18 protein-coding genes are annotated in these 25,177 nt (G+C 66.6%); 9 read left to right on the top strand and 9 right to left on the bottom strand.

Features of this window, described 5'->3' with window-relative positions; all coding sequences use genetic code 11:
• The 6 genes from LRA87_RS00220 to LRA87_RS00195 form a co-directional block, all read right to left on the bottom strand.
• Positions 1–1,305 carry a dicarboxylate/amino acid:cation symporter gene (locus LRA87_RS00220; protein ID WP_230628395.1) on the bottom strand — a complete coding sequence of 435 codons (1,305 nt, stop codon included), beginning with the start codon at positions 1,303–1,305 and terminating at the stop codon, positions 1–3.
• Between the two features lie 117 nt (positions 1,306–1,422).
• A complete protein-coding gene (locus LRA87_RS00215; protein ID WP_230628393.1) occupies positions 1,423–2,487 on the bottom strand; it encodes a LacI family DNA-binding transcriptional regulator in 1,065 nt (354 codons plus the stop codon).
• A 3-nt stretch (positions 2,488–2,490) separates the two neighbouring features.
• Positions 2,491–3,981, bottom strand: a complete 1,491-nt coding sequence (locus tag LRA87_RS00210) for a tryptophan halogenase family protein (protein WP_230628390.1) — start codon at positions 3,979–3,981, stop codon at positions 2,491–2,493.
• Positions 3,978–5,009 (bottom strand): cupin-like domain-containing protein, encoded by a 1,032-nt coding sequence (locus LRA87_RS00205; protein ID WP_230628387.1) that lies wholly within the window; start codon positions 5,007–5,009, stop codon positions 3,978–3,980. Before LRA87_RS00205 ends, LRA87_RS00210 begins: the two co-directional genes overlap by 4 nt.
• The gene (locus LRA87_RS00200; RefSeq protein ID WP_230628384.1) at positions 5,002–5,718 is read right to left on the bottom strand and encodes a SapC family protein; all 717 of its coding nucleotides are present in this window, start codon (positions 5,716–5,718) and stop codon (positions 5,002–5,004) included. The genes LRA87_RS00205 and LRA87_RS00200 overlap by 8 nt, the downstream gene beginning before the upstream one ends.
• Positions 5,719–5,871: 153 nt before the next feature.
• The gene (locus LRA87_RS00195) at positions 5,872–8,892 is read right to left on the bottom strand and encodes a TonB-dependent receptor (protein ID WP_230628381.1); all 3,021 of its coding nucleotides are present in this window, start codon (positions 8,890–8,892) and stop codon (positions 5,872–5,874) included.
• A 200-nt stretch (positions 8,893–9,092) separates the two neighbouring features.
• Between LRA87_RS00195 and LRA87_RS00190 the strand changes: the two genes are divergently transcribed.
• Together LRA87_RS00190 and LRA87_RS00185 are read left to right on the top strand one after the other, a co-directional pair.
• Positions 9,093–11,348, top strand: coding sequence for a beta-glucosidase family protein (locus LRA87_RS00190; protein WP_230628377.1), 2,256 nt, complete (start codon positions 9,093–9,095; stop codon positions 11,346–11,348).
• A 64-nt stretch (positions 11,349–11,412) separates the two neighbouring features.
• Positions 11,413–12,621: an MFS transporter gene (locus tag LRA87_RS00185; protein ID WP_230628374.1), complete on the top strand. Its 1,209-nt coding sequence runs from the start codon at positions 11,413–11,415 to the stop codon at positions 12,619–12,621.
• Here the strand turns inward: LRA87_RS00185 and LRA87_RS00180 are convergent.
• The 3 genes from LRA87_RS00180 to LRA87_RS00170 form a co-directional block, all read right to left on the bottom strand.
• Positions 12,605–13,435, bottom strand: coding sequence for a glycoside hydrolase family 16 protein (locus tag LRA87_RS00180; protein WP_230628371.1), 831 nt, complete (start codon positions 13,433–13,435; stop codon positions 12,605–12,607). The two genes, LRA87_RS00185 and LRA87_RS00180, sit on opposite strands and share 17 nt — an antisense overlap.
• Positions 13,435–15,222, bottom strand: coding sequence for an adenylyl cyclase (locus LRA87_RS00175; protein ID WP_230628368.1), 1,788 nt, complete (start codon positions 15,220–15,222; stop codon positions 13,435–13,437). Before LRA87_RS00175 ends, LRA87_RS00180 begins: the two co-directional genes overlap by 1 nt.
• Before the next feature lie 87 nt (positions 15,223–15,309).
• The gene (locus LRA87_RS00170) at positions 15,310–15,987 is read right to left on the bottom strand and encodes a DUF6445 family protein (RefSeq protein ID WP_230628365.1); all 678 of its coding nucleotides are present in this window, start codon (positions 15,985–15,987) and stop codon (positions 15,310–15,312) included.
• Positions 15,988–16,252: 265 nt separating this feature from the next.
• Here LRA87_RS00170 and LRA87_RS00165 point away from each other — a divergent pair, with 265 nt between their 5' ends.
• The 7 genes from LRA87_RS00165 (at position 16,253) to LRA87_RS00135 (ending at position 25,171) form a co-directional block, all read left to right on the top strand.
• Positions 16,253–17,746 carry a carboxylesterase/lipase family protein gene (locus LRA87_RS00165; RefSeq protein WP_230628364.1) on the top strand — a complete coding sequence of 498 codons (1,494 nt, stop codon included), beginning with the start codon at positions 16,253–16,255 and terminating at the stop codon, positions 17,744–17,746.
• A gap of 13 nt (positions 17,747–17,759) precedes the next feature.
• A complete protein-coding gene (locus LRA87_RS00160; RefSeq protein WP_230628363.1) occupies positions 17,760–18,521 on the top strand; it encodes an SDR family NAD(P)-dependent oxidoreductase in 762 nt (253 codons plus the stop codon).
• 117 nt (positions 18,522–18,638) lie between these two features.
• Positions 18,639–20,816, top strand: coding sequence for a TonB-dependent receptor (locus LRA87_RS00155; RefSeq protein WP_230628362.1), 2,178 nt, complete (start codon positions 18,639–18,641; stop codon positions 20,814–20,816).
• A gap of 4 nt (positions 20,817–20,820) precedes the next feature.
• Positions 20,821–22,221: an FAD-binding oxidoreductase gene (locus LRA87_RS00150; RefSeq protein WP_230628361.1), complete on the top strand. Its 1,401-nt coding sequence runs from the start codon at positions 20,821–20,823 to the stop codon at positions 22,219–22,221.
• A gap of 140 nt (positions 22,222–22,361) precedes the next feature.
• Complete coding sequence (locus LRA87_RS00145; protein WP_230628360.1) at positions 22,362–23,651, top strand: MFS transporter; 1,290 nt, start codon at positions 22,362–22,364, stop codon at positions 23,649–23,651.
• Positions 23,652–23,714: 63 nt separating this feature from the next.
• On the top strand, positions 23,715–24,458 hold the full coding sequence (locus LRA87_RS00140; RefSeq protein ID WP_230628359.1) for a helix-turn-helix transcriptional regulator: 744 nt from the start codon (positions 23,715–23,717) through the stop codon (positions 24,456–24,458).
• Positions 24,455–25,171 carry a FadR/GntR family transcriptional regulator gene (locus LRA87_RS00135; RefSeq protein ID WP_230628358.1) on the top strand — a complete coding sequence of 239 codons (717 nt, stop codon included), beginning with the start codon at positions 24,455–24,457 and terminating at the stop codon, positions 25,169–25,171. The genes LRA87_RS00140 and LRA87_RS00135 overlap by 4 nt, the downstream gene beginning before the upstream one ends.
• Positions 25,172–25,177: the final 6 nt, after the last annotated feature.

The raw sequence follows: 25,177 nt of genomic DNA, 5'->3' as shown, positions 1-25,177 counted from the left end.
TTACCCCATAGGCGCCCCGCTGCGCACACGCCCGTTGACCATGGTCGCGATCGCGAGATCGCCGGTGACGTTGAGCATCGTGCGGCACATATCCAGCAGACGATCGACGCCGAGCACGATCCCGATCGCGGCCGGCGGCACACCAACCATGCCGAGGATCAACGCGATCACCGGCAGCGAGCCTGCCGGAACCCCGGCGGTGCCGATTCCGCCCAGGATGCACACCAGCATCACCATTCCCTGCTGGCCGAGCGAAAGCTCCACACCGAAGAATTGCGCGAGGAAGATCACGGTGACGCCCTCGAAGATCGCCGTGCCGTTCTGGTTGGCGGTGGCGCCGATCGTCAGCACGAAGCGTGCGATCTTGCGCGGCAGCTTGAGTTCGGTCTCGGCGATGCTCAGCGACGTGGGCAGAGTGGCGTTCGAACTTGCGGTCGAGAACGCCATCACCATCGCCTCGCGCGCGCCGCCGAAAAAGGTTCGCGGACTCATGCCCGCCGCGAACCACACCCCGGCACCATAGACGATCACCAGCTGGAAGGTGATCGCGGCGAGCACGGTCGCCACATACCAGCTCAGCCGGATGAGGATGTCGAAGCCGAACAGCGCGGCGAGATTGAACATGAAGCAGGCCACGGCGATCGGGGCGAGCCGGATGACGAGGCCAATCAACGCCATGGCCACCTCCAGCAAGCCTTCCACCGCATTCTGGAAGACATGCGTCTTGTCGGTGCGGACGAGCACCAGCCCGACGCCGATCGCGAGTGCGAACACCATCAGCGCGAGGATGTCGTCGTCCGCCGCGGCCTTGATGGCATTCGACGGGATGATGCCGAGCACGGCCTCGACCCCGCCCGGCTGATTGCGGCTCGACCCGACGATCGCACCGGCGCCGTTGCCGGCCTGCGCCAGCATGGCCCGGGCCAGCGCGGGGTCGACCCCGCCGCCCGGCCGGATCACGTTGACCAGCACCAGCGCGACGATCACCGAGATCGTGGACAGGACGAGCGTGAATGCGAGCGTGCGCAGCCCCACCCGCTTGAGCGAGGCGATATCCCCCATTTCGGCGACGCCGGTAACCAGAGCCGAGAACAACAGGGGTATCACCAGCATGAACAGCAGGCGCAGGAACACCTGCCCCGCCGGGCCGGTGACATAGGTAGTAATCGTCTTCACCCATGTCGCGTCCCCCGCCGTCAGGTTGACGACGAGGCCGCCGACAAGACCGATGGCAAAGCCCGCGAGCATCTGGAAGTGAAGCGGAAACCGCGGTGGGGCCGGCGTGTCGGTCTCGGTCTCGCTCATCCAAACTCCAGCGCGAACAGTTGGCCCTGCCCGGACCATGACACGGATCGTGCAGCGGAGCGACGGCAGTTCGCATGACGCGTCGGCCCCGGCCTGCGGACGCCGGGAGCGACGCGATCAATGCGGCGCGGGCGCCGGTCCAGTGGTCTTCCGCAACACGAGTTCGGCAGGCACCACCACCGGCGCGGCGGGAGCATCGCCGGTGCGCCGCTGTTCGATGATGAGCTGCACCGCGCGGGCGGTGACGGCCGCGATCGGCTGGACGATCGCCGTCACCGGCGGATTGGCGTACCGCATGGACGGGGTATCGTCGAAGCTGATGAGCGACAGGTCCGCCGGCACGCACAGGCCGCGCTCTTCGGCGACGAGCAATGTGCCGAGCGTCATCTGGTCGTTGCTCACCACCAGCGCCGTCACGCGGTCCTTCAGCGCGAGCAGATGTTCTGCGGCGGACCGGCCCGATGCATGACTGAAGTCGCCGGTGGCGAGCAGATCGTCCGTGCGCAGCCCCGCACGTTCCATCGCCGCACGCCAGCCGTCGATCCGCCAGCCGCTCAGCTCGTAATCGGCGGGACCGGCGACGAAGCCGATCCGGCGATGCCCCAGTTCGATCAGATGTTCGGTCGCGATCCTTGCCGCGCGTTCGTCGTCCATCGTCAGCTTGATGCCGCCGCCGGGCCGCACCGAGCCGATCCGCGCGAAGCTGATCCCCTGCGTCGCCAGCAGATCGACGATCTGGCGATTGCCCGAATGCGGCGGGGTCAGGACGATGCCGTCCGGCTGCACGGCGGCGATCGCGGCGAGCAGTTCGCGTTCCAGCTGGTCGCTATGCGTGTCGACCAGTTCGATGATCATGCGATAGCCGTGCTCGGCGCAGGTCAGCATGCCGCCCAACAGCATCTGGTCGACCCAGTCGGTGCCCTGCCGCAGCCGCCAGTCGGCGATCGTGCGTTCGCGGTCGTTGAGTGCGAGAATGAAATAGGAATGCGCACCGGCCATCCGCTGCGCCGCCAGCGACGGCACATAGCCCAGACGATCGATCGATTCCTGTACCCGGAGCGCCATTTCCGGCCGGACGTTCGGCGCCTTGTTGACGACGCGGCTGACCGTCTGCAACGACACGCCCGCATCGGCGGCGACGTGCTTGATGGTGACCGACTGCCGCCGTTTCGATACGACCATCGGCTAGCGCGACGCGCCGCAATAGCGCGCGACATAGGCGCCGTGTCCGGGCAGCCCCGCCACCGTCCGCCGCGCCGTGTCGCGCAGCGTCTGCAACAACGTCGCCAGTTCGTCGTCGCGCAGCTTGCCGGCGATCGGGTGCCAGCTCTGCGGCATGATCCCCTGCCCCATCATCACCTGCACCCAGCTGTTTTCGGCGAACAGTTCCTCGTTGCGGCGAAAGACGCGGCCCGTGTCGCGAAACAGCTCGATCTTCTGCGCCAGCGTGTCCGGGATCTCCATCGCCGCGCATTGCCGCCAGAACGGGCTGTCGCGGCGTTCGGTGACCTTGTAGTGCAGGATCAGGAAGTCGCGGATCTGCAGCATGTCCTGATGCTGCTGGTCGTTGAATTCGGCGATGTCACGCGGCGACACCGGACCCGCGGGCATCATCCGGATCAACCGCAGGATGGCGCGCTGGATCAGATGGATGCTGGTCGATTCCAGCGGCTCCATGAACCCGCCGGACAGGCCGATGGCGATACAATTGCGATGCCACTGCTTGCGCCGCGCGCCGGTGACGAAACGCAATTTGTTGGGCTGGGTCAGCACCGGGCCGGTCAAATTGCCGAGCAGGCGTTCCAGCGCCGCGTCGTGATCGAGGTAGCGGCTGCAATAGACGATGCCGTTGCCGGTGCGATGCTGCAACGGGATACGCCACTGCCAGCCCGCATCGTGCGCCATCGCGCGGGTGAAGGGCGGCGGCGGCCCGGCGTTCTCGGTCTGCACCGCGATCGCGGCGTCGCAGGGCAGATAGTGCGTCCAGTCGTCGAAACCGGTGTGCAGCGCCTGTTCGATCAGCAACGCGCGGAAGCCGGTGCAGTCGAGGAACAGGTCGCCCTCGATCCGCATGCCGGAATCGAGCACCAATGCCGCGATGTCGCCGCTCTCGCCGTGCAGCTCCACGCGGGCGATCCGACCCTCGATCCGGCGCGTCCCGTCCGCTTCCGCCATGCGGCGCAGGAACTGGCCGTATAACGTGGAGTCCAGCTGATAGGCATAGTTCATGCCCTCGTCGGGCAGGTGCGCGAATCGCCCTTCCGCCGCCGCCAGCAGTTCGAGGCAATAATCGTCGTAGGGCTCGGTATGCCCCTTCTCCCGGCCATGAAGCCAGAAGTGCTGGAACCCCGCCGACCAATGATCCCTGCCGGTCAGGCCGAAGGAATGGAAATAGCTCTCGCCCGCGGTCTTCCAGCCGTCGAACATGATGCCGAGCTTGAAGGTCGCCTGCGTCGCCCGCATGAAATCGGCTTCGTTGATGCCGAGCAGTCGGTTGTAGGTGACGAGCGGCGGAATGGTCGATTCGCCCACGCCGACGGTGCCGATCGCGTCCGATTCCACCAGCGTCAGATCGACGGTGCGCCCCATCGTCCGGGCGATCGCCGCGGCCGCCATCCAGCCGGCGGTACCGCCGCCGGCGATGACGATGCGGCGGGCGGGTGCCGCGCCGCTCATCGGCTGAGCGCCCGCAACAGGAAGGCGCGCAGCCGCCCCGCACTTTCCGCCGTCAGCGTCGACAGGATGCTGCGCGCCCGTTCGGGGATATGCGCAATCGTCGTGTCGTCATCGTCGAACACATAATAGTCGAACATCTCGCGCCAATGCCTCTTCTGATCCGCGGGCAGGTCACGAACCGCGAGGATCGCGTGGTTGAGCGCGTCCTGCGGTTGCCCCAGCCAGCGCGGCGTCGTCCGCCACCAGTAATTCACCAGCACGTTGAACGCCGCCAGCCCCTCGACGTGATGCCACCACATCGCCGGAATGTAGAGTGCGTCCCCCGCCTCTAGTTCGGCGACCTGCGCGTGGGCCAGCGCATCGTGGAACTTCGGGTGGGCGGTGAAGTCGGGCGCATGGAAATCGACCATACTCACCGCACGCCCAGCCGGCGTGTTGTCGATCGGCCCCAGATACAGGTTGCGGAACTGTTCGCGCGGGAAGAGCGTGAAGCGCCGCCGGCCGACCGCGACGCAGGCGAGGTTATCGGGCACGTCGTTGTGCGCGGCGATCCGCGTCCGCGTGCCCATCCAGATGCTGGCGAGCGGCGTACGGTCGCCGAGATCGACATGGTTCGCCTCGTGCAGCCCGTCGAAATAGCCCTGCATGTCGATTGAGGCGAGATAGATCGGCCGGGCATCGCCACTCTGCTCGCTCGCGTCGATATGCGCGAACACCTCGTCCAGCTTCGTCTTGAAGGTGGCGAAGTTCATCGCCATCGCCTCGTCGTAGAACAGTCGGCCGTCGCCGCCGCTCGCGCCTACGGAGACGGTGAACGGCACGTCGCGGCGATGATCGAGGAGGTAGCGCCGCGCCTCCGCCGCGGATCGCCGCCCGGCCTGCACCAGCGGCCAGTCGGCGGCCAGTCCACGAACGACGAACGGGCGGTCGGCGCTCCGTAGTGCCGCGTCGAGATCAGCGGCATCCGCCACCACGCGTTCGGGAACGTGGGGCAAGGCTGCGAAGATGTCGGTGTCGCGGTCAGTCACTGCCCAGGGTCTGGTTCTTGCGGGCGATCAGCCGCGGCAGATTGCCCTGCGACGCCAACGCCATGAAGATCGGTATCAGGTGCCCGCCCTGATGCAGGTCGCCCAGCGCCATGGCATCGAGCCCGCGCAGGCGATCCTCGTCGATGACGTGAAAGCCGACCAGATTGTTGATCGAACCGTCGTCCAGCGGCACTTCGAGCATCAGCGGTTCGAGCAGGTCGTGCCGATCGAGCGCGGCGAAGAACGCGACGCTGGCACGATAGCCGGTATCGAGCGCGCCCAGTTTCTCGATACGGTCTTCGAGGAAGGCCGAGGGGGCACCATCGTCTTCGAACAGTCGCACTCCGTCGGTCGTGGCGATCCGCGGGCTGGCCATGTCGATATGCACTTGCGCGCCTTCGCCGCCCGCTGGTGAGCCGCCGATCAGCAGCGGCTGGATATCCATCGCCAGCGGGATGTAGCGCGCGTCCCAGCCGCCGGCGGAAAGATACAGGTTCTCGCCATTCTCGAATCCGAACATCGCAAGGGCGGCGGTCGAGCCATCCTCGACATTGCGGCGGAACAGGATCAGATAGTCGCTCTGCACCCGCCGGAATTCGTCGGGGACGATCAGGCAGCTCATCACCGCATCGCCGAAGGCGGCGCCGCGATCGTGCCGGACACGCGTCTCGCCGTGCATCGCAGCGGTCAGGATAGCGTGGTCCGGCATGTCGTTCCTATCCAGTCGTCGTTGGCCCGCCTGTCCCACGCGGGCACGGCCATGCCGCGCGGGCAGACCTATCCCTTGTCACCGCCGCGGCAAGACGAAAAGCGCCATGCGTTCGGAAACCATGGCTCCTTTCGTCCGCCGCGGCGGACGGAATCAAAAGCTGAACCGGACGCCGCCCGAATACCGCGCGTCCTGCTTCACCACGAACGTCACGTTGCGATCCGACCGGCGATGACCGCGGCGGTCCGCACCCAGCAGGTTGATCGCCTCGGCAAAAACGGTCAGCCCCGGCACCACCTCGACACTGGCACTCGCATCGACCTGCCCGTAATCCTCGGTGTAGAACGGGTTGATGCCGCCCCCGGCGAGGAATTCAGCGCGCCAGTTGTACGACACGCGCGCCTGGATACCGTTCTTGTCGTAATAAGCGCTGGCATTGGCGCTGTCGGACAGCCCGTTGACCGCGAATTGCGACACGCTGGCGGGAAGCGCATTGTTATAGTCGCGGTTGCCGTTGACGAGCGTGTAGTTCAGCTGCGTACCGAACCCGGTGTTCCAGAAGCTGTGCTGGATCGCGAATTCGAAGCCGTTGATCGTCGCGGTTTCGTCGCTGTTGAACGGTGTCGAGATCACGAAATTGACCGGGGCATCGTCGGCTCGACCGAGGATGGTGCCGTTGACGACGCTGCCCGGGAAGTTCGCGCCGATATAGTCGCGGATCTGCGCGAAGGTCGCCCCCGCACCCAGTGCCGCCAGCGCCGCCCGGTACCGCGGACCGTTCGCCGGATTGGTCAGGCCGAATGCCGGGCCGTTGACCTGCGTACTGCCGATGTAGTTCGAGACGTTCTTGCGGAAATAGCCGACCGACATGTAGCTTTCGGGGGTGTAATACCATTCCGCCGACAGATCGATGTTCTTGGACTTGTAGGGCACGAGGTTGGGGTTGCCCTGCGCGCCCGTGCCGCCGCCGACGCGGAACAGCTGGTCGAGCGTCAGACCGCCCTGCAGCGAACCGTAATCGGCGCGCGTGATGGTGTGGCTGTACGATGCGCGCAACTTGACGTTGCGGATCGGCTGGACGTCGAAGTCGACCGACGGCAACCATTCATCATAGCTGCCCGAGAAGGTCGTGAAGTCGCTGTTGCCCGAATAGACGATGTTGAATTCGTTCTGCGAATTCTGGCGCGTGCCGGTCGGGATCGGCACCAGCGCCGACGATTTCACCGTCGTGTTCTCGTAGCGCAGGCCGGCGATCAGGTGTGCCGGATTGTCGAACAGATCGAACGTGTTGTTGATCTGCAGATACGGCGCCACCGTCTTTTCACGAATACGGCGATCGGTGGTGTAGGGAGTCAGGCAATTCCCGTCCCCGCCGCAGATCTTGTACGTCTGGTCGAGCAGACCGACGACCTGTTCGAAGCTGTAGCCGTAGAACGTCTTGGCGATATCCGCGCTGCCGACGCCGCTGACGCCCTTGAACTTGCCGGGGATGTCGATCGCCTTGAAGATATCGTCGGGCAGCAGCGCCGCCGCCGCCGCACGCTGCGCTGCGCTGTCACCGCCGGTGCCGCCCCAGGTGTCGTTCTGGAGCACGCCATAGGCCGAGCGCACCTTGTTGTCGGTGAAGGTGAAGCCCCAGTCGAGCGAGTCGAGGAAGCTGCCGTCGTGATCGTAATGGCCCTTCAACTGGACCTGATTGATCCGGTCGCGGAAGTAGGCATTGCGGAACGCATTGCCCGTCGGCACGATCAGCGCCGCGTTGAGCGGGTCGATCCCCGGCTGCATCTGGTACGAGATGACCGGCAGGTCGTTCTCGAAATTGATCGTCTGGTTGGCGACACCGAACACGGCGGCGCCGAGCGAGTTGCTGTTGCCGTATTTGTTGGTCGGCTTCGATTCCGCGGTCGAATGATGTGCATCAAGCGTGATCGTGACGCCGCCCGGCGCCTCCCACGTCAAGTTGCCGCCGAGCGACTTGTTCTCGGTGCGATAGGCGGTCAGCGCGCTGGAATAGGACAGATCCTTGGCTTCCGCCGCGGTGAACCGCTCGGTGTAGAACAGCGGGCCGGCGACAGGGCCATCGGTCCATGCGGACGACGTGTCGTTGTGGTTGAACCAGATGCCGACGTTGGCGTTGCGCGTCTTCACCTCGTTGCGCGAATAGGTGTAGTCTACGGTCGCGGTCAGCGCGTCGGTCGGCTTCGCCTGTAACACCAGCTGGCCGTTGATGCGTTCGCGGCTGATGTTGTTGACGTCGTAGGACGCGTTCTGCGGCACTTCGTAGACGTCGGTCGGATCGGGCCGATTGGTGATGTTCCGCGCGCGCGGATCGCCCGGCTGCGCCAGCGAACCCCAATTGTTCTCCGACCCCAGATAACCGTCGCGCCAGCCGACGTTCGCCTGGTTCACCGAGGCACGCCGCTTCTGGTATACGCCGTTCACCAGGATGCCGATACGATCGTCGGCGAAGGTGGTCGAAAAGATGCCGGACACTTCCGGCGTGATGTCGTTCTTGCCGTTCTGCGAGGTGTCGATCACGCCGCGCGCCGCGATCGAGCCGCGCGTGCCGACCTTGTCGAGCGGGCGCGGCGTGCGGATATTGATCGTCGCGCCGATGCCGCCCGACGGCACCGAGGCACGACCGGACTTGTAGACCTCCAGCGCCGCGATGCCTTCCGATGCCAGATTGGCGAAGTCGAACGCGCGCGAACCCGGCGCGCCGTTGCCGTCGCCGATGACCGAGGTCGGCAGCTGGCGACCGTTGAGCACTACCAGGTTGTATTCCGGCCCAAGGCCGCGGACGGTGACGAACGAGCCTTCGCCGTTGGACCGGTCGATCGATACGCCGGTGATGCGCTGGAGCGATTCAGCGAGGTTGGTGTCGGGGAACTTGCCGATGTCCTCGGCCGAGATCGCATCGACGATACCCTGCGCGTCGCGCTTGATGTCGGCGGAGGCACGTAGCGAGGCGCGGATGCCGGTGACGACGATGTCATCCGATTCCGCCGGATCGGTGGCGGCCTGGGCAGGCTGCGGAGCAATTTCCGAAGGACCGGTGTTGCCGACCGTTGCGGCAGCGTCCTGTGCCAAAGCGGCAGCGGGTACGCCGGCGAGGGCAAAAACCGAGGTGCCGATGATCAAACGCGAAAGCGAGCGAGCCGTGAAGCCACGCATCCTGTATCCTCCCTTTGCGACACGCATAGCTCGTGCCTGCTCCTGTGAACGTTCACTTCATTCTTTGCCGAAATTTGTCAAGCGGATGTCGCTGCTATTGTGAACGTTCACCGGATATGCTGTTGATGATGGAACGGTGTGACAAATCTGCACCGCTCGACTGCCGGCAAACCCGGCGATCGGGATCGAGAGGAGAGACGATGTCCAGACTGCTGCAAGTCGCCCTGGCGGGTGCCGCCACGATGGCGTTGATCCACACCGGCGCGGGCGCGCAAACCGCGACGTCGCCATCCACCGTTTCTGCGGCCGAGGCCCGCGCCCGCGCCGATACGATCGTGGCGCGGATGACGCAGGACGAAAAATTGCTGCTGGTCCACGGCCTGTTCCCGCCGATGGCGGCGGGTAAGAGCCGTAACGAACTGATTCCCTCTGCCGGCCACATCGACGGCATTCCGCGCCTCGGCGTGCCACTGGTCCGTGAAAGCGACGCCTCGCTCGGGGTCGCCAATCAGGTAGAACAGCGGAAGGGCGATGTAGCGACCGCGCTGCCGTCCAGCCTTGCCACCGCGGCGAGCTTCGATCCTGCAGTGGCGCGGGCCGGTGGCGCGATGATCGGATCGGAGGCGCGGGACAAACGGTTCAACGTATTGCTGGCGGGTGGCGTCAACCTGACGCGCGACCCCTGGAACGGGCGCAACTTCGAGTATCTGGGCGAGGACCCGCTGCTGGCGGGTACGCTCGCGGGCGCGCATATCGCCGGCGTGCAGAGCAATCGCATCGTCTCTACGGTCAAACACCTCGCCCTCAACGCGCAGGAGACCGGACGTATGGTCGTCGATGCGCAGATCGGCGAGGCCGCGCTGCGGATGAGCGACCTGCTGGCGTTCGAGATCGCGATCGAGCGCGGCCAGCCCGGATCGGTCATGTGCGCCTACAACAAGGTCAACGGCGACTGGGCGTGCGAGAACGACCACCTGCTGAACGACGTGCTGAAGCGCGACTGGGGCTATCCCGGCTGGGTCATGAGCGACTGGGGCGCGGTGCATTCCACCGTGAAGGCGGCGAATGCCGGACTCGACCAGCAATCGGGACAGGAACTGGACAAGGCGCCCTATTTCGATGCGCCCTTACGGGCTGCCGTCGCCAAAGGTGCGGTGTCGCAGCGGCGGCTCGACGACATGGTCGCGCGTTATCTGACGGGACTGATCCAGACCGGTGCGTATGACACGCCGATGCCCGCCGCCGCGGTGACACCGCCCTATGCCCGCAACGCCGAGGTCGCACAGCGCGCCGCCGAGACCGGTATCGTGCTGCTGAAGAATCAGGGCGACGTGCTGCCGATCGCACGCACCGCCAAGCGGATCGTCGTGATCGGCGGCAATGCCGACGTCGGCGTGTTGTCGGGCGGCGGATCGTCACAGGTCCGCTCGGTCGGCGGTGCCCCCGTCGAGACCCCGCTCGCCTATGGCGGGTCGGCATCGTTCGCGCGCATCACCTATCACGCCTCCTCGCCGCTCGCCGCGTTGCGCAAGGCATTGCCGGGCGCGCAGGTGACGTGGATGGACGGCCGCAACTTCAACGCGACCATCGACGCCGCCAGGGGAGCCGACATGGCGATCGTCTTCGCCACGCAATGGACGACCGAGGCGGATGATGTGCCCGACCTGCGGCTGCCCAACCATCAGGACGCGCTGATCGCCGCGATCGCCGCGGTACAGCCCCGCACGGTCGCGGTGCTGGAGACGGGCGGGCCGGTGCTGATGCCGTGGATCGACAAGGTCCCGGCGGTTGTGGAGGCGTGGTATCCCGGCCAGCGCGGGGGAGAGGCGATCGCCAACATCCTGACCGGCAAGGTCAATCCGTCGGGCCGTCTGCCGATCACCTTTCCTGCCGACGCCTCGCAGCCGGTTCGCCCCCGTCCGGTCGGCCTCGATCGCCTGACCGGCCTTGACGCCGCCGCGGCCGCCGATCCGGGTGCCGCATCGACGCATGTGCTCGAAAGCTTCCCGGTCGATTACGTCGAGGGGGCCGATGTCGGCTATCGCTGGTACGACCGGAAGCGGATGACGCCGTTGTTCCCGTTCGGTCACGGCCTCACCTATACCAGCTTCGCCTATCGCAACCCGGTCGTCACCGGCGGCCGGACGCTCAGCGTGACCTTCGACGTGGTCAACACCGGCGCGCGTGCGGGTGCCGACGTGCCGCAGATGTACGTCGCGAAAGAGGCAGGCGGCGCACTGATGCGACTGGCGGCGTTCACCCGCGTCATGCTGAAACCCGGCGAGACGCGGCGCGTGACGCTGACCGCGGAACCGCGCATCGTCGCCGATTACGACGTGAAGCTGCCCGGCTGGCGGATCGATGCCGGTCGCTATCGCGTCGCGCTGGGTCGCAACGCCGCCGACCGGACGATGGTGTCCGCTACCACGGTGGAGGCCGCGACGATGAAACCCTGACGGGGTTCACTCTGCCGGAGCAGCGGTTGCCGCGACGGCACAACGCGGGCAGGGTCGCGGGCCGATGACCTTGCCGTCTCCACCGCGCCGATCACCCATCTTCCTGTTCGTCTTCGCGCTGGCGAACGTCGGCGGCGTCATCGCATACCTGCCGCTGCTGACGCTGCTGCTGCCGCTGAAGATCGAGCTGCTGAGCGGACCCGCGCGGATCGGCGTCTTCACCGCCTGCGTCACCGCCGGGGCGATCGCCGCCAGCGGATCGGGCATCCTGTTCGGCTGGCTGTCGGACCGGTCGATGCACGGCGGCATCGGTCGACGTGGCTGGATCACGGCCGGCCTGATCGCGACCGCCGCCAGCTATGCGCTGGTCGCGCTGGCGACAACGCCGGTGAAGATCGTACTGGCGGTGGTCGCGTTCCAGCTGGCGGTAAACGCGCTGCTCGCGCCGATGATGGCGATCATGTCCGAAGAGATACCGGACGCACAAAAGGGGGTCGCGGGCGGCCTGCTGTCGCTCGGCAGCCCGGTCGCCTCGGGCGTATCGGCCTTGCTGGTCGGACAGGCGATGCTGCCGGAGGCGGCACGGTTCGCGCTGATCCCCGTCGCAGTGGCCGCCTGCCTGTGTCCGCTGCTGGTCAGCCGCCGGCACCTTGTGGTCCACTCCCCCTGCCCCGATGACGGCGAGGCCACCAGCCGGCCGCTTCCACGCCGCGATCTCGCCGTGGCCGGCATGTCGCGATTGCTCGTGCAGATCGCGGGCGTGGTGACGCAGGCCTATCTGCTGTATTTTTTCGAAAGCATCCCGACGGACGGGTCGCGGGCCGATCTGCCCGCGCGGATCGGCCATCTGCTGACGCTGGCATTCCTGCTGCCGCTGCCGATCGCGCTGGTGCTCGGCCGACTGTCGGACCTGACGCGGCGGCGCAAACCGTTCCTGCTGATCGCCGCCGGCGTGGCGTCGGCCGGGCTGATCGGCATGGCGGGCGCGACCGATTGGGCCAGCGGTGCCGCCGGCTTCGTCGTCTACGCGATCGGATCGTCGGTGTTCGTCGCGCTCCACGCCGCCTTCGCGATGCAATTGCTGCCCAGCCCGGCGCACCGCGGCCGCGATCTGGGCCTGCTTAATCTCGCCAATACGCTGCCGTCGCTGCTCGGGCCGCCGCTGACGTGGATGCTGGCGACGCCGCATGATTTCAGCGCGGTGCTGCTGACGCTGGCCGTGCTGACGCTGGGCGGTGGCCTGGGGATGCTGTGCGTCAGGGCGTGGCGCTAGCCCAGTAGCGGACGTAGTCGACGCTCATCCGCTGCGGCAGAACCGCGTCGTCGATACCCTTCGCCCCGCCCCAGTCGCCGCCCACGGCGAGGTTGAGGATCAGCTGGTACGGCCGGTTGAAAGGCCAAGCCGCGGTGCCACCCGGCCGATCGTTGACCACACGCATGTAGCCGCGTCCGTCGACGCCGACCAGGATCGCATCGCGCCGCCAGTCGAGCTGATAGGTGTGGAAGGCGGTACAGGCCGTCGACACCCTCACCTGCGCACCGCGCTGCGTGCCCTTGGCGTGATTATAGGCTTCGCTGTGCAGCGTCGCATGGACGACGTTCGGGTCCCATCCGACCATCTCCATGATGTCGATCTCGCCCGCCGCAGGCCATGCGCCGCTGGAAGGCAGCAGCCAGACCGCCGGCCATGTCCCGCGTCCACAAGGCAGGCGCGCGCGGATCGCGTAGAAACCGTAGCCGAAGGCCTTGCGGCTGACGAGCTTGGCCGAGGTATATGACTGGCCGCCCCAATCCGCCGCACGCGCCTTCGACAGGGTTTCCTTGCGCGCCTCGATCACCAGCGATCCGCCGGCGACCCTCGCGTTGTCCGGCCCGTAATATTGCCGCTCGTGATTGTACCAGCCTGCTGCGTTACGCGATCGGTCGAACGTCCATTGCGCGCGGTCGACGCGCACGCCGTCGAACTCGTCCGCAAAGCTCGGACGCACGGCGGGTTGCGTCATCGGCACGTCGACGTGATGGTCGGACGCGCCGAGTGCCTGCGGCGCGGGCTGCGCCAACTGCGCGGCAAGGGCGAACAGCAGCATCACGGCGCCTGCGTGGTGGCAGGATAATGCGTCAGCGTCTGGCGGATCGCGCCCGGTCGCGCCGCGGCACCCGCGTCATTGACCAGATGCGCGATGGTCCCCTTGCCGCCGCCGAGCGAGATGGTGGTGACATTCGCGATCCGTACGCCGGGCGTATGGGGCACCTCGACCGCGCTCTCCAGCACGATGCCCGGGTCGGCCGTGAAATTGGCGTAGATGCCCATCCCCGTCGCCTGATGCGTCCGTACCGTGTCGGCCACCTTGTACGCCGCCCAGCCGCGCGTTCTGCCGGCCATATAGGCGGCCTGATTGGGCGGATCGTAGGGGAGTTCGTTCTGGTAGAAATAGGTGCGCCCCCGCTCGCCGTTCCATATCGTCTGGTACCGGCGGAAATGCTCGACGAACAGGCCGTAGAGCGTAACGTCGCTGCCGTTCACCACCAGTCCCTGGTTGCCGACGCTCTCCGACCAGCCGACGTGAACGCGCCCGCCCTCCCGATCACCATGGTCCGCACGCCAGATCCACAGGTGGTCGCCAATGACATGGTGGCTGTTGATCTCCAGACAGGTGTCGGCATTGCCCACGGAAGCGCCACCGACGCGGAAGAACAGGTCGACGAGCAAGGTCGGCGCGGCGCGGTGATCGCGCGCCGCTCCGCGCGGGCCGATCTCGACCAGCACCGGCGACATCGTCGGACCCGCGTCGATCAGCAGGCCGGCGATCGTGACCCCGCCGACATCGGCGACCCGGATCGCCTGCGTGCCCCCTTCGGCCAGCAGCGTCGCGAGGCCGAGGCCGAGCAGGATCGTGCCGGGACGAACGACACGGATCGGCTCGCGAAGCCGGTAGATGCCCGGGGTGAACAGCACGTGCCGACCGGCGGCGAGCGCGGCGTTGATCGTCGCGGTCGGCATGCCGGCCCGCGCGATCAGGAAACGCGACAGCGGCACGGCGTCCGGCGTGCCATCGGATGCGTCCCAGCTTACCCCGGTCGCATCGTGGCGCAGCCGGGGTACCATGACCTGCCACGATCCCGCCGCGTCGATCGCGAGGAACGGCTTCTCGCGGATCAACGGCACGGTCGGGAGTGTCGTGTGCGGCGGTTCCGGAAAGCGCGATGGCGGCGCACCCGCGACACCCATGAACATCATGTTCCAGTTCGATCCCACCCATGCCCCCAGATGGCTGTTGCGGGTGAACCATTGCTGCTGGCTGCCCGACCGTACGGTGCCATCGATCCGGCAGTCGGCCATGAACCCGCCGCTCGACCAGCCGCCGTCGTCGAGTGCGAGGTCGCCGTACAGGTGCATGCGGCGATATGGCGCGGCCTGCGACACCGCCCAGCGATCGCGCCCGTCGGGCGGCCGGACCGCGCAATTCTCGACGCTGCGCCAGAAGTTGACCAGCGCCATGCCGTCCGCCCAATCCGCCTCGGCATGGATATGGCCCTCAATCGTCACGTCGTCGGGACGGATGCCAAGGCCCGCGACCTGCGTGAAGAAGCCGACGTTGACGTCGACGGCATAGCGGCCGGGCTTGAACAGGATGGCATGGCGTGCGTCGGTGAAATGCGCACGCTCCTGTGCACGGAACACCGTGTCGAGCTTCGCCTGGATCGCGGCGGCGGACATCGCAGGATCGAACACCAGCACATTGGGTCCCAGATCGGGTTCCGATGCCGTCGCGGCGTCCGCCTCACCGATCCCGGCCAGTCCCACGGTCGCCGCCGCCAGTCCGCCCAACACCGTGCGGCGATCCGGCTGCATGTCGTGCGATGGATATGCCATCCTCTTGCTCTCCCGGCATTTTCTTCCCGGATATCGACGTAACGATGTCGTCCGTTCCCGCAAGCGCCGGATAAGGTCGGTGAGGTGCTACGTCAGTGAGAGGAAGGCGGTCACCGTCAGTCGCCCGCGCACGGGATCGGCGCTCAGCACCGCATCCGGCGCGATCGCGCCGCTGTGCAGCAGCGCGCTACGATAGACCAAGGCGCGATTGTAGCGTGCGTCGATCCGGTCGATCTCCTCGAACAATCGCGTCGATCCGGCGACATAGCCGGGGTCCGGTGCCCCGCCATGACGCAATTCGGCGTTGAGCTGCCCGAGATAGATCGACGAGCGCGACTGATCGACCGTTTCGAACCCGGTCGAACGATGGCGGAAAAAGGCGGTGCCGTCGCGATCCTCCGGCGACAGATAATGAACCAGTGCGATCCGGCAAAGATCGATCGCATCCATATGCGGCAATCGCTGCGGCAGGGTCAGGCGATCGGGCGGCGTCGTCACGATCGAATAACTGGCGTCTATCCACGCCATCCTGTCCTCGTGACCGAACGCATCGGCCAGCGCCGTCTCCAGCACCGGCGCGACATCCGTGAGATAATCCGCTGGCAGATCAGCGCGGATCCCCGGATAATGGTGGACGCCCGGCCGGAACGCCGTCTCCGCCGCCAGTCGCCTGAGCGTGTCGGGATCGGGGTGGAACGCGTCGATGATCGCGATCGGCTGGCCCTCGCGACCGATCCGCCGGACAGCGATATCCGGCGCAGTCATACTATCCCGGCGGCCTCGGTTTTCATGCCCCCTGCATAAAGGGCAGTGCACACTGTGATCCAGTCCTAACCGATGACCAGAATTTGCGAGCGCACGTGCGGTATTGACGGATCTCGATCGACGGCACCAACCACGATTTCGGGCCGCCGCCGGCGGATTGCCGGTCGACGTGACCGACCGCGCGATGCGCCATCGGCATGGCATGTGATCCGCCGGGCAAAGCGTGACCGGTTACAGTCGCACCCGACATCAGCGATGATACCGCATGGAATCGTCGCAATCGGAATTGGTCGCAGTCCGGGCAGGCAGGCTGCGGGGGCACAGGGTCGGTGATCTCACCGTCTATCGGGGCATTCCCTATGCCGCGGCCCCGGTCGGCCGACGGCGTTTCGCCGCGCCTGCGCCGGCCGAATCGTGGGACGGGATCCGGGAAGCGGTCGAGCCGGTCCCGAATGCGCCGCAGCGCACGCGGGTCGTACCCGGCCTCGATGCCGCACCACTGATCGGCCGCGGCTGGGCGAAGGGTGACGACTATCTCGCACTGGACATCTGGCAACCGGCGGGCGAACGGACCGGATTGCCGGTGATGGTCTTCATCCACGGCGGCGGTTTCGTCGTCGGCAGCAAGACCGCGGCGGTGCAGGACGGCGCGACCTTTGCCCGCGACGGCATCCTGTATGTCGCAATCAACTATCGCATGGGCGTCGACGGCTTTCTGCCGATCCCCGGCGTGCCGACCAACCTCGGCCTGCGCGACATGATCGCGGGGCTGCAATGGGTGCGCGACGAGATCGCGGCATTCGGCGGCGATCCCCGCAACGTCACCGTCTTCGGCGAAAGCGCAGGCGCAATGGCGATCGCGGACCTGATCGCCTCGCCGCTTGCAAAGGGCCTGTTCGCGCGGGCTATCGTCCAGAGCGGCCATGGCGGCATGACGCGCGACGTAGGCGTCGCGCAGCGGCTCGTCCGCAAACTCGCCAAGCTGCTCGATATCACCCCCGACCGCGCCGGCTACGACAGCGTACTGCCGGGCGATGCCTTGCTGGATGCGGTGGAACAGGTGTCGCTCCCCACCACGCGGCTCGACCTGCGCGGGGCCGACGGCCGCGAACCGGTATTCGGGATCAGCCGTTTCGTCCCCGTGCACGGCGACGACGTGCTGCCGCTGGAACCGCTCGAGGCGCTGAAACAGGGAGCCGGCGCCGAGGTGCAACTGCTGATCGGCAGCAATGCCGAGGAGATGAACCTCTACCTCATCCCCAGCGGTGCGCGCGACAAGCTGGGCAAGCTGCTCGCGTGGTTCGTGCTCCGCAAATCGCAGCCGCGGGCATGGGCAGTGCTCAAGGCATATGGCATGGGTCGCGGCAAAAGCGCGGGTCAGGCGCTGACCGATGCGATGTCCGACCTCGTCTTCCGCTGGCCCGCCCGCCGCTTCGCCGAGGAACATCGCGGCCGCACGCATATGTACGAATTCGAATGGCGATCGCCGCGCTGGCGTGGGCAGCTCGGCGCGTCGCATGGCATGGAGCTGCCGTTCGTGTTCGATAGCCTCGCCACCTGTACGGGTGAAGAGGGCCTGTGCGGCACTGCCCCGCCGCAGGATCTCGCCACCCGCATCCACGCGATCTGGGTGCAGTTCGCCCGCGACGGATCGCTGCCATGGGCGCCGTTCGATCGCGAGACGCGCACGCTCTACAGGCTTGCCGCCGGCGAAGCGGTGGCCGAGCCAAAGATGCCTGCCGCCGCCTTCCTCCCCTGAATCGGAACCGACCATGTATTTCGACCGCCTGCGCCTCGACGGGCGCACCGCCTTCGTCACCGGCGGCGCGCAGGGCATCGGCTATGCCTGCGCCGATGCGCTGGCCGAGGCCGGCGCGCACGTCACCATCGCCGATCGTGATTCCGACGCGATCGGCCAGGCGATGGAGTCGCTGAAGGCGAAGGGGCATCGCGTCGACGGCGTCATCCTCGACGTCACCGACAGCGCCCGCGTGACGCAGGTCGCCGATGCCGTCGGCGCCGTCGACATATTGGTCAACAACGCCGGTATTGCGCGTAGCGAAACCGCAGCCGAGAATGTCGCGGACGAACATTGGCTCAATGTCCTCGACGTCAATCTCAACGGCACCTTCTGGTGCGCCCGCGCCTTCGGTCGTCACATGCTCGCCCGCGGCCGGGGCAGCATCGTCAACATCGGCTCGATGTCCGGCGTCATCGTCAACCGCCCGCAACCGCAGAGCTATTACAACGCCAGCAAGGCCGCGGTGCACCAGCTGACCAAAAGCCTCGCCGCCGAATGGGCAGCGCGCGGCGTGCGCGTCAACGCCGTCGCGCCGACCTATATCGCCACCCCGCTCAACGCCTTCGCCGACAAGAGCGGCGAGATGTACAGGCGCTGGATCGACGGCACCCCGCAGGGCCGGCTCGGTGAACCCGAAGAGGTCGCGTCGATCGTCCACTTCCTCAGCTCCGACGCGGCCAGCCTGATGACCGGCAGCATCGTACTCGCGGACGGCGGCTATACCTGCTGGTGATCGGTACACTCGAAATGCCGATCGGCAAAGCCGCCGAACCTTTCCGATAGGTTCAAAGGGGCGCACAACCTTTCTGACAGGTGGGCGAAGACTCACCGGCCGTAGAGAGGATTAAAGATGCGCCTTCGTACCCTGTTCGCCGCCTCCACCGCGCTAGCTTTGGCCCTGCCTGCCGTCACCCATGCGCAGGTCGCGGAAGCCCCCGACGCCACCGATACAGCACCCGGCAAGGCCACCGGTCCCGCCCCGCAGACCGGCGATCAGGAGATCGTCGTCACCGCCCGCAAGCGCGCCGAAACGCTGCTCGACGTGCCGATCGCCGCCACCGCAATCAGCGGCAATACGCTGACCGAGCGCGGCATCAATTCGGTACGCGAAGCCGCCACCCTCACGCCCGGCCTCAATATTACCAGCGACGGGTCGGGCCGCGCCTTCGTCTCGATCCGCGGCGTCGGCGTCACGTTGGTCCAGTCGGTGCAGCCCGGCGTCGGCCTGTTCATCAACGGCATCTACCAGCCAAACACGTCCTATTTGAACAACCCGCTGCTCGACATCGACCGGATCGAGGTGCTGCGCGGGCCGCAGGGTACGCTCTATGGCAAGAACACGCTGGGCGGCGCGATCAACGTCATCACCCGCCAGCCCTCGAACGAGGTCGAGGCGCGCGGCAACTTCAGCTTCGCCGGCCCGGACGACAGCTTCCTCGCCTCCGCCTCGGTCAGCGGTCCGATCATCAAGGACGTGCTTCAGGTCCGCCTCGCCGCCGGCCACCGCCAGCAGGACGGGTTCCTCCGCAACACCCTGCTCGGCATCGACGCCAGCCCGTTCAAGACCGACTCCCTGAACGGCACGATCCGCTTCGTGCCGACCGGCGATGTCGTGCTGACGATCAACGGCTATTACGACTGGGTGAAGGGCGCCAACACGCCCTATGCCCGCGTCACCGGGCCGACCAATTATTCGCGCAGCGTCCAGTTCAACGTGCCGAGCCGCGTCGAATATCGCTATCGCGGCGTCAACGCCCGGTTGGAAACACCGATCGACGCGATCAACTCCAAGTTCACGTTCGTCGGGTCGTATGATGCGCGCAACGGCGTGTCGCCCAACACCGACGCCGACTTCGGCCCCGTCGATCTCGCGCGCGCGAACGGCACCGACAAGCTCCGCACCAAGACCGTCGAGACCCGGCTCGATACCGAGATCGGCACCACGCTCAGCTCACTGATCGGCCTGTTCTACAGCCGCGAGGAAACCGGCGCGTTCGATCGCACCCGCATTCTTCCCGCCAACCTGACGCGGCTGACCAACAATGCGACCAAGGCGGACACATATGCCGCGTTCGGCACGCTGTTCTGGAAGCCGAGCACCGCATGGGAGGTCGCGCTGGGCCTGCGGTACGATCACGAGGATCGCCGCGCCGACGGCAACGTGTCGATCAGCGTCGGTGCGGCGACGCTGCCGACCACCGTCACCACCGCGCAGCTGAAATCCGATCAGGTCCAGCCGCGCCTGTCGGTCACCCGGCACTGGTCGAGCCAGCTGATGACCTATGCCTCGGTCGCGCGCGGCTATCGCGGCGGCGGCTTCAACGCGCCGACCGCACCGATTCGCCAGTACAAGGGCGACAGTGCCTGGACGTACGAGGTCGGCACCAAATACGTCTCGCCCGATCGCAAGTTCAGCCTGTCGGGCGACGTCTTCTACAACGATTATAGCGACTATATCGGCCTCAACTCGATCGCTCCCGCAGCGGGTGGCGGCCTCGTCACCGTCGACCTCAATTCCGGCGATATAGAAAGCTATGGCGCCGAACTGGAAGCGACGCTCCGCCCGGTCAGCAACTGGTCGATCAACGGCAGTGTCACCTACGTCCACGCCCGCCTGACCGATTCCTCGCCCTACACGCTGGTGACGGGACGCCGGCTGTCGTCGGATCGGCTGACCTTCCAGCCCGACTGGTCCGGCAATCTGTACAGCGATTACACCATCCCGATCGGCAACACCGACAGCCTGATGCTGACCGGCGGCGTCACCTTCAAGGGCAGCCGCCTTGCCGGCACGCTCAACGAGACGACGCCGACGATCCTGAAAGGCTATGCGCTGGTCAACACCGCGATCACGTACCGCAGCGGCCCGCTGGAGCTGGCGATCTTCGCCAACAACCTGCTCCAGAAGGATTATTTCGACGCTTACATCGAAAAGACGACGTTGCAGCTCGCCGGGCTGCCCGCGTCCGACCTCGGCATCATCGGCGATCGGCGCCGCATCGGCGCCCGCCTCGGCTTCAGGTTTTGATCACATGCATATCGAGACGTCCTTCATCCGTGCGGAACTGGACCCGGCGTTCGTCGGACGGCTTCGCGAACGGTTCGGCGCCAGCCTCAACATGTCGGCATCGATGCTGGAACAGCACGGGTCGAACGAGGCGCATTTCGACGTCGTGCTGCCCGACGCGGTCGTGTTCGCACGGTCGACGGAGGACGTCGTCGATCTGGTGAAGCTGTGCGTCGCCGCCAACGTGCCGATCGTACCCTTCGGCGCCGGCACCTCGATCGAGGGCAACGCGGTGCCGGTGCGCGGCGGGGTCAGCGTCAACCTAGGCCAGATGGACCAGATCGTCGCGGTCAACCCGGAGGATTTCGACTGCGTCGTTCAGGCTGGGTGCCGGCGCGAGCAACTGAACGAACATCTGCGCGACACCGGCCTGTTCTTTCCGATCGATCCCGGCGCCAATGCGACGATCGGCGGCATGGCCTCCACCCGCGCCAGCGGCACCAACGCGGTCCGTTACGGTACGATGCGCGAGGCGGTGCTGAGCCTCAAGGTCGTCACTCCCGACGGCACTGTCATCACCACCGCCCGCCGCGCGCGCAAATCGGCGGCGGGCTACGACCTGACCCGCCTCTACGTCGGCAGCGAGGGAACGCTCGGCATCATCACCGAAGTGACGCTACGGCTGCATCCGATCCCCGAGACGATCTCGGCTGCGGTCTGCGGGTTCGAAACACTGGAAGGCGCGGTCAACACCGTCGTCCAGTCGATCCAGTCGGGCGTGCCGCTCGCGCGCGTGGAAATCCTCGACGACATGCAGATCCGGGCCGTGAACGCATGGTCGAAGCTCTCGCTGCCGGAGGTAACGACGCTGTTCTTCGAATTTCACGGATCGCCCGGCAGCGTCGCCGAACAGGTCGAGATGGTCAGCATGCTCGCCGCAGAGAACGGCGGCGGCACCTTCGATTGGTCCAACCGGCCCGAAGAGCGCGCGAAGCTGTGGAAGGCGCGGCATGAGGCTTATTACGCCGCCGTCGCGCTGCGCCCCGGTGCAGTCGGCTGGGCGACCGACGTCTGCGTGCCGATCAGCCGCCTGCCCGAATGCATCACCGCGACCAAGGCGGACCTTGCGACCGCGAGCGTCCCCGCGACGATCCTCGGCCATGTCGGCGACGGCAATTTCCACGTCATCTTCGCGATGGACCCGGCCTCGGCGGACGAACTGGCGGAGGTACAGGCGATCAACCGCCGCCTCGTCGCCCGTGCGCTGGCGATGGACGGCACCTGCACCGGCGAACACGGGATCGGTATTGGTAAGCAGGAATGGCTGGTCGAGGAACTCGGCGACGCCGTCGACGTGATGCGCACGCTGAAGCGGGCGATGGACCCGAAAGACCTGTTCAACCCCGGCAAGATCTTCAGCCTGTAACGCCGGCCTGCCCTGCCCTCACCCTTCGCCGCCTTCGGCGTCTCTCCCTCTCCCGTCGGGAGAGGGAAGGAGCGGCGTAGCCGCGGGAGGGTGAGGACGACACGCGATCTTTCCGCCCCCCTCCCCCACGAGGAACCATCATGTCCGACACCCGTCCCTTCGCCCGCTCGCTCCCGCCGCTGCTCGCGCTCGCGCTGGCGATGGCGATCGGCTTCACCATGATGGCGTCGTTCGGCACCGTGCAGGAAGGCGCGAAGGCCGAACTGCACCTCAGCGACTATACCCTCAGCTTGATCCAGGGCCTCAGCGCCGCCTTGCCGCTCGCGCTATTTTCGATCCCGATCGGCATCTGGGTCGATCGCCACAATCGCGTCCGCATCATGCTGCTGCTGGTCGCGACGTTCGTCCTCGGCACATTGCTCACCGCATTTGCGCAAAGCGTCTTGCTACTGTTCGTCGCGCGCATGCTGACCGGGATCGGCACCACTGGCGCGCTCACCGCCGCCCTCTCACTCTGCGCCGACCTGTGCGCGCCGGCGCAGCGCGGACGGGCGTTGCTGATCGTCAACCTCGGCAAGTCGCTGGGTCAGGCGCTCGCCTTCGGCCTCACCGGCGCGTTGTTCGGCATCTTCGTGCATGGCGGCGCGCCCGACTGGTTCTGGCAGGCGACACCGTGGCGCAGCGCCCACCTCGCGCTCGCGATCCTCGGTGCAATATTCGTGATCCCGCTTTTCCTTCTTCGCGAACCCGCCCGCCGCGAAGTCGCGGCAAGCACACATGCACCTTTCCGCATCGTCACCGCCGAACTCTGGGCACGACGCGCCTTCCTGATCCCGCTGTTCATGGGCCAGGTCAGCGTGGTCATGGCCGATGCCGCCGCAGCGATCTGGGCCGCGCCGGTGCTGTCGCGCAGCTTCGGACTGCAGCCCGATCAATTCGCCGGCTGGATGGGACCGCTGATCTTCGTCGCCGGCCTGCTCGGCGCGATCGTCGGTGGCTTCTCCGCCGATTGGGGGCAGAAGAGCGGTCGTCAGGGCGGCCTGCTGATCGGCGCGGTGGTTGCCGCCGCGATCGGCATCCCCGCCGCGCTGTTCCCGATCGCGCCATCGGTGCCGGTCTTCGCCGTCGCGCTCGGCACGCTGATCCTGTGCGGTTCTATCACCGGTGTCGTCACCTCGGTCGCGCTCACGGTACTGATCCCCAACGAGCTTCGCGGCCTGTGCATCGGCGCGTTCATCGCCATCGCCGGGCTGATCGGCTTCGGCCTCGCGCCGACCCTGGTCGCCGCGGCGAGCAGCCTGTTCGGCGGCGAATCGCACCTTGATCAGGGGCTTGCCACGGTCGGGGCCGTCACCAGCGCACTCTCGTTGATCGCCTTCTTCTTCGCGATGCGCCGCGCGCCGTCATCCGCTCTGGCAGAACCTATCTGAAAGCTCTTGCTTAAGCTATCGGACAGGTTCATCTTGCCTGCAACGACATAAAGGTGAGGACGGATGAAAGCGCGGATCGACGTATCGCCGGAAATGCTGGCCTTCACCGGTGACGGTCCGTTACCCGCTGGGGAATGGCCAGCCGATACGGTCGCCTTCGGCTATCGCTTCGCACCGGCGACCTTCGCCTTTCATCCCGAACCGCGGACTGTGGAACTGGTCCCGGCCGACCTCGTCTTCGTCGTCACCGCGCAGGCGTGCGCGCGTATCTTCGGCGGTGCGCCCGACCATGCCAGTGCGTGGCATCTTCCCAGCGATCTGCGCGCCATCGCGCTGGCGATCCAGCAGGCGCGCCTCCCGGGCAACGCCGCCACGACCCTGCGCGTCGCCAAGTGCATCGAATTGCTCTGCGTGACCTTCGAGCGGCTCGGCGACGCCACCCTGATCCCCGCCGACGGCGCCGGCGCCTTGTCCGCGGCCGAGGCGCAGCGAATCGCCGACGCCCGCCGTCTGATCGACGAACGCTGGCACGAAAAGCTGACGCTCGATTCGATCTCGCGTGCCTGCGGCCTCAATCGCGCCAAGCTGACCCGCGGGTTCCGTTCGGTGTTCGCCATGAGCGTCGCCGACGCGATCGCCGACCGCCGGCTGGGCGGCGCGCGCGATCTGCTGCTGGCGACCGATCTGCCGGTATCGTCGATCGGCTATCGCTGCGGCTATCTCAACAACGCCAGCTTCACCCGCGCCTTCTCACGCCGCTTCGGTCAGGCGCCGACGCAATTCCGCAGCCGGCAGATCGCGGCATGACCGCCCCCCTGTCCGGCCAGGTTTCCGGCTCGCTGGTCGATCACGCCGTACGACGCATCCGCGACCATATCCGCGATTCGGATATGAAGGTCGGCGACACCCTGCCTGGCGAAGGACATTTCGCTACCCAGATGGGCGTCAGCCGCGCGGTGATGCGCGAGGCGTTCGGCGCGCTGGCCGCGCTTCGGGTCATCGATGTCGGCAACGGCCGCAAGGCGCGCGTGGGCGCGATCGACGGATCGGTGATGGCCGCCTCGATCGATCACGCCGTCGCCACCGCGCAAATCACAACGGCACAGGTCTGGGACGTCCGTCGCACGCTGGAATTGCGCACCGCGGCGCTCGCGGCCGACCATCGCAGCGATGGGGACGCCCGCGTCATCCTGAACCACGCACAAGGCATGGCGACGCATCAGAACGACCTCGGCACCCTCATCGGCCACGACATCGCCTTTCATCAGGCGATCGCCCATGCCGGTGGCAATGTCCTGTTCCACCAGATCGTGCGATCCTTCGAACAGCTGATGCGGGTGGCGGTGCCGAGCGCGTGGCATACGCGGGAAACATCGGTCCAGCGCGATGCCGTGATAGCGGTTCATCGCGATCTCGCCAATGCCATCGCCGATCGCGATCCAGCCGCCGCGGCGCGATTGATGGATGCGCATTTTGATCAGACGATCAGCGACATGTTCTACGAGAATGCGGACCGCTGAAAGCGG

Origin of the sequence: Sphingomonas sp. Leaf37, from assembly GCF_920939475.1 — a bacterium.
GTDB lineage: Bacteria > Pseudomonadota > Alphaproteobacteria > Sphingomonadales > Sphingomonadaceae > Sphingomonas.
This window is presented reverse-complemented; position numbering and strand designations above follow the sequence as displayed.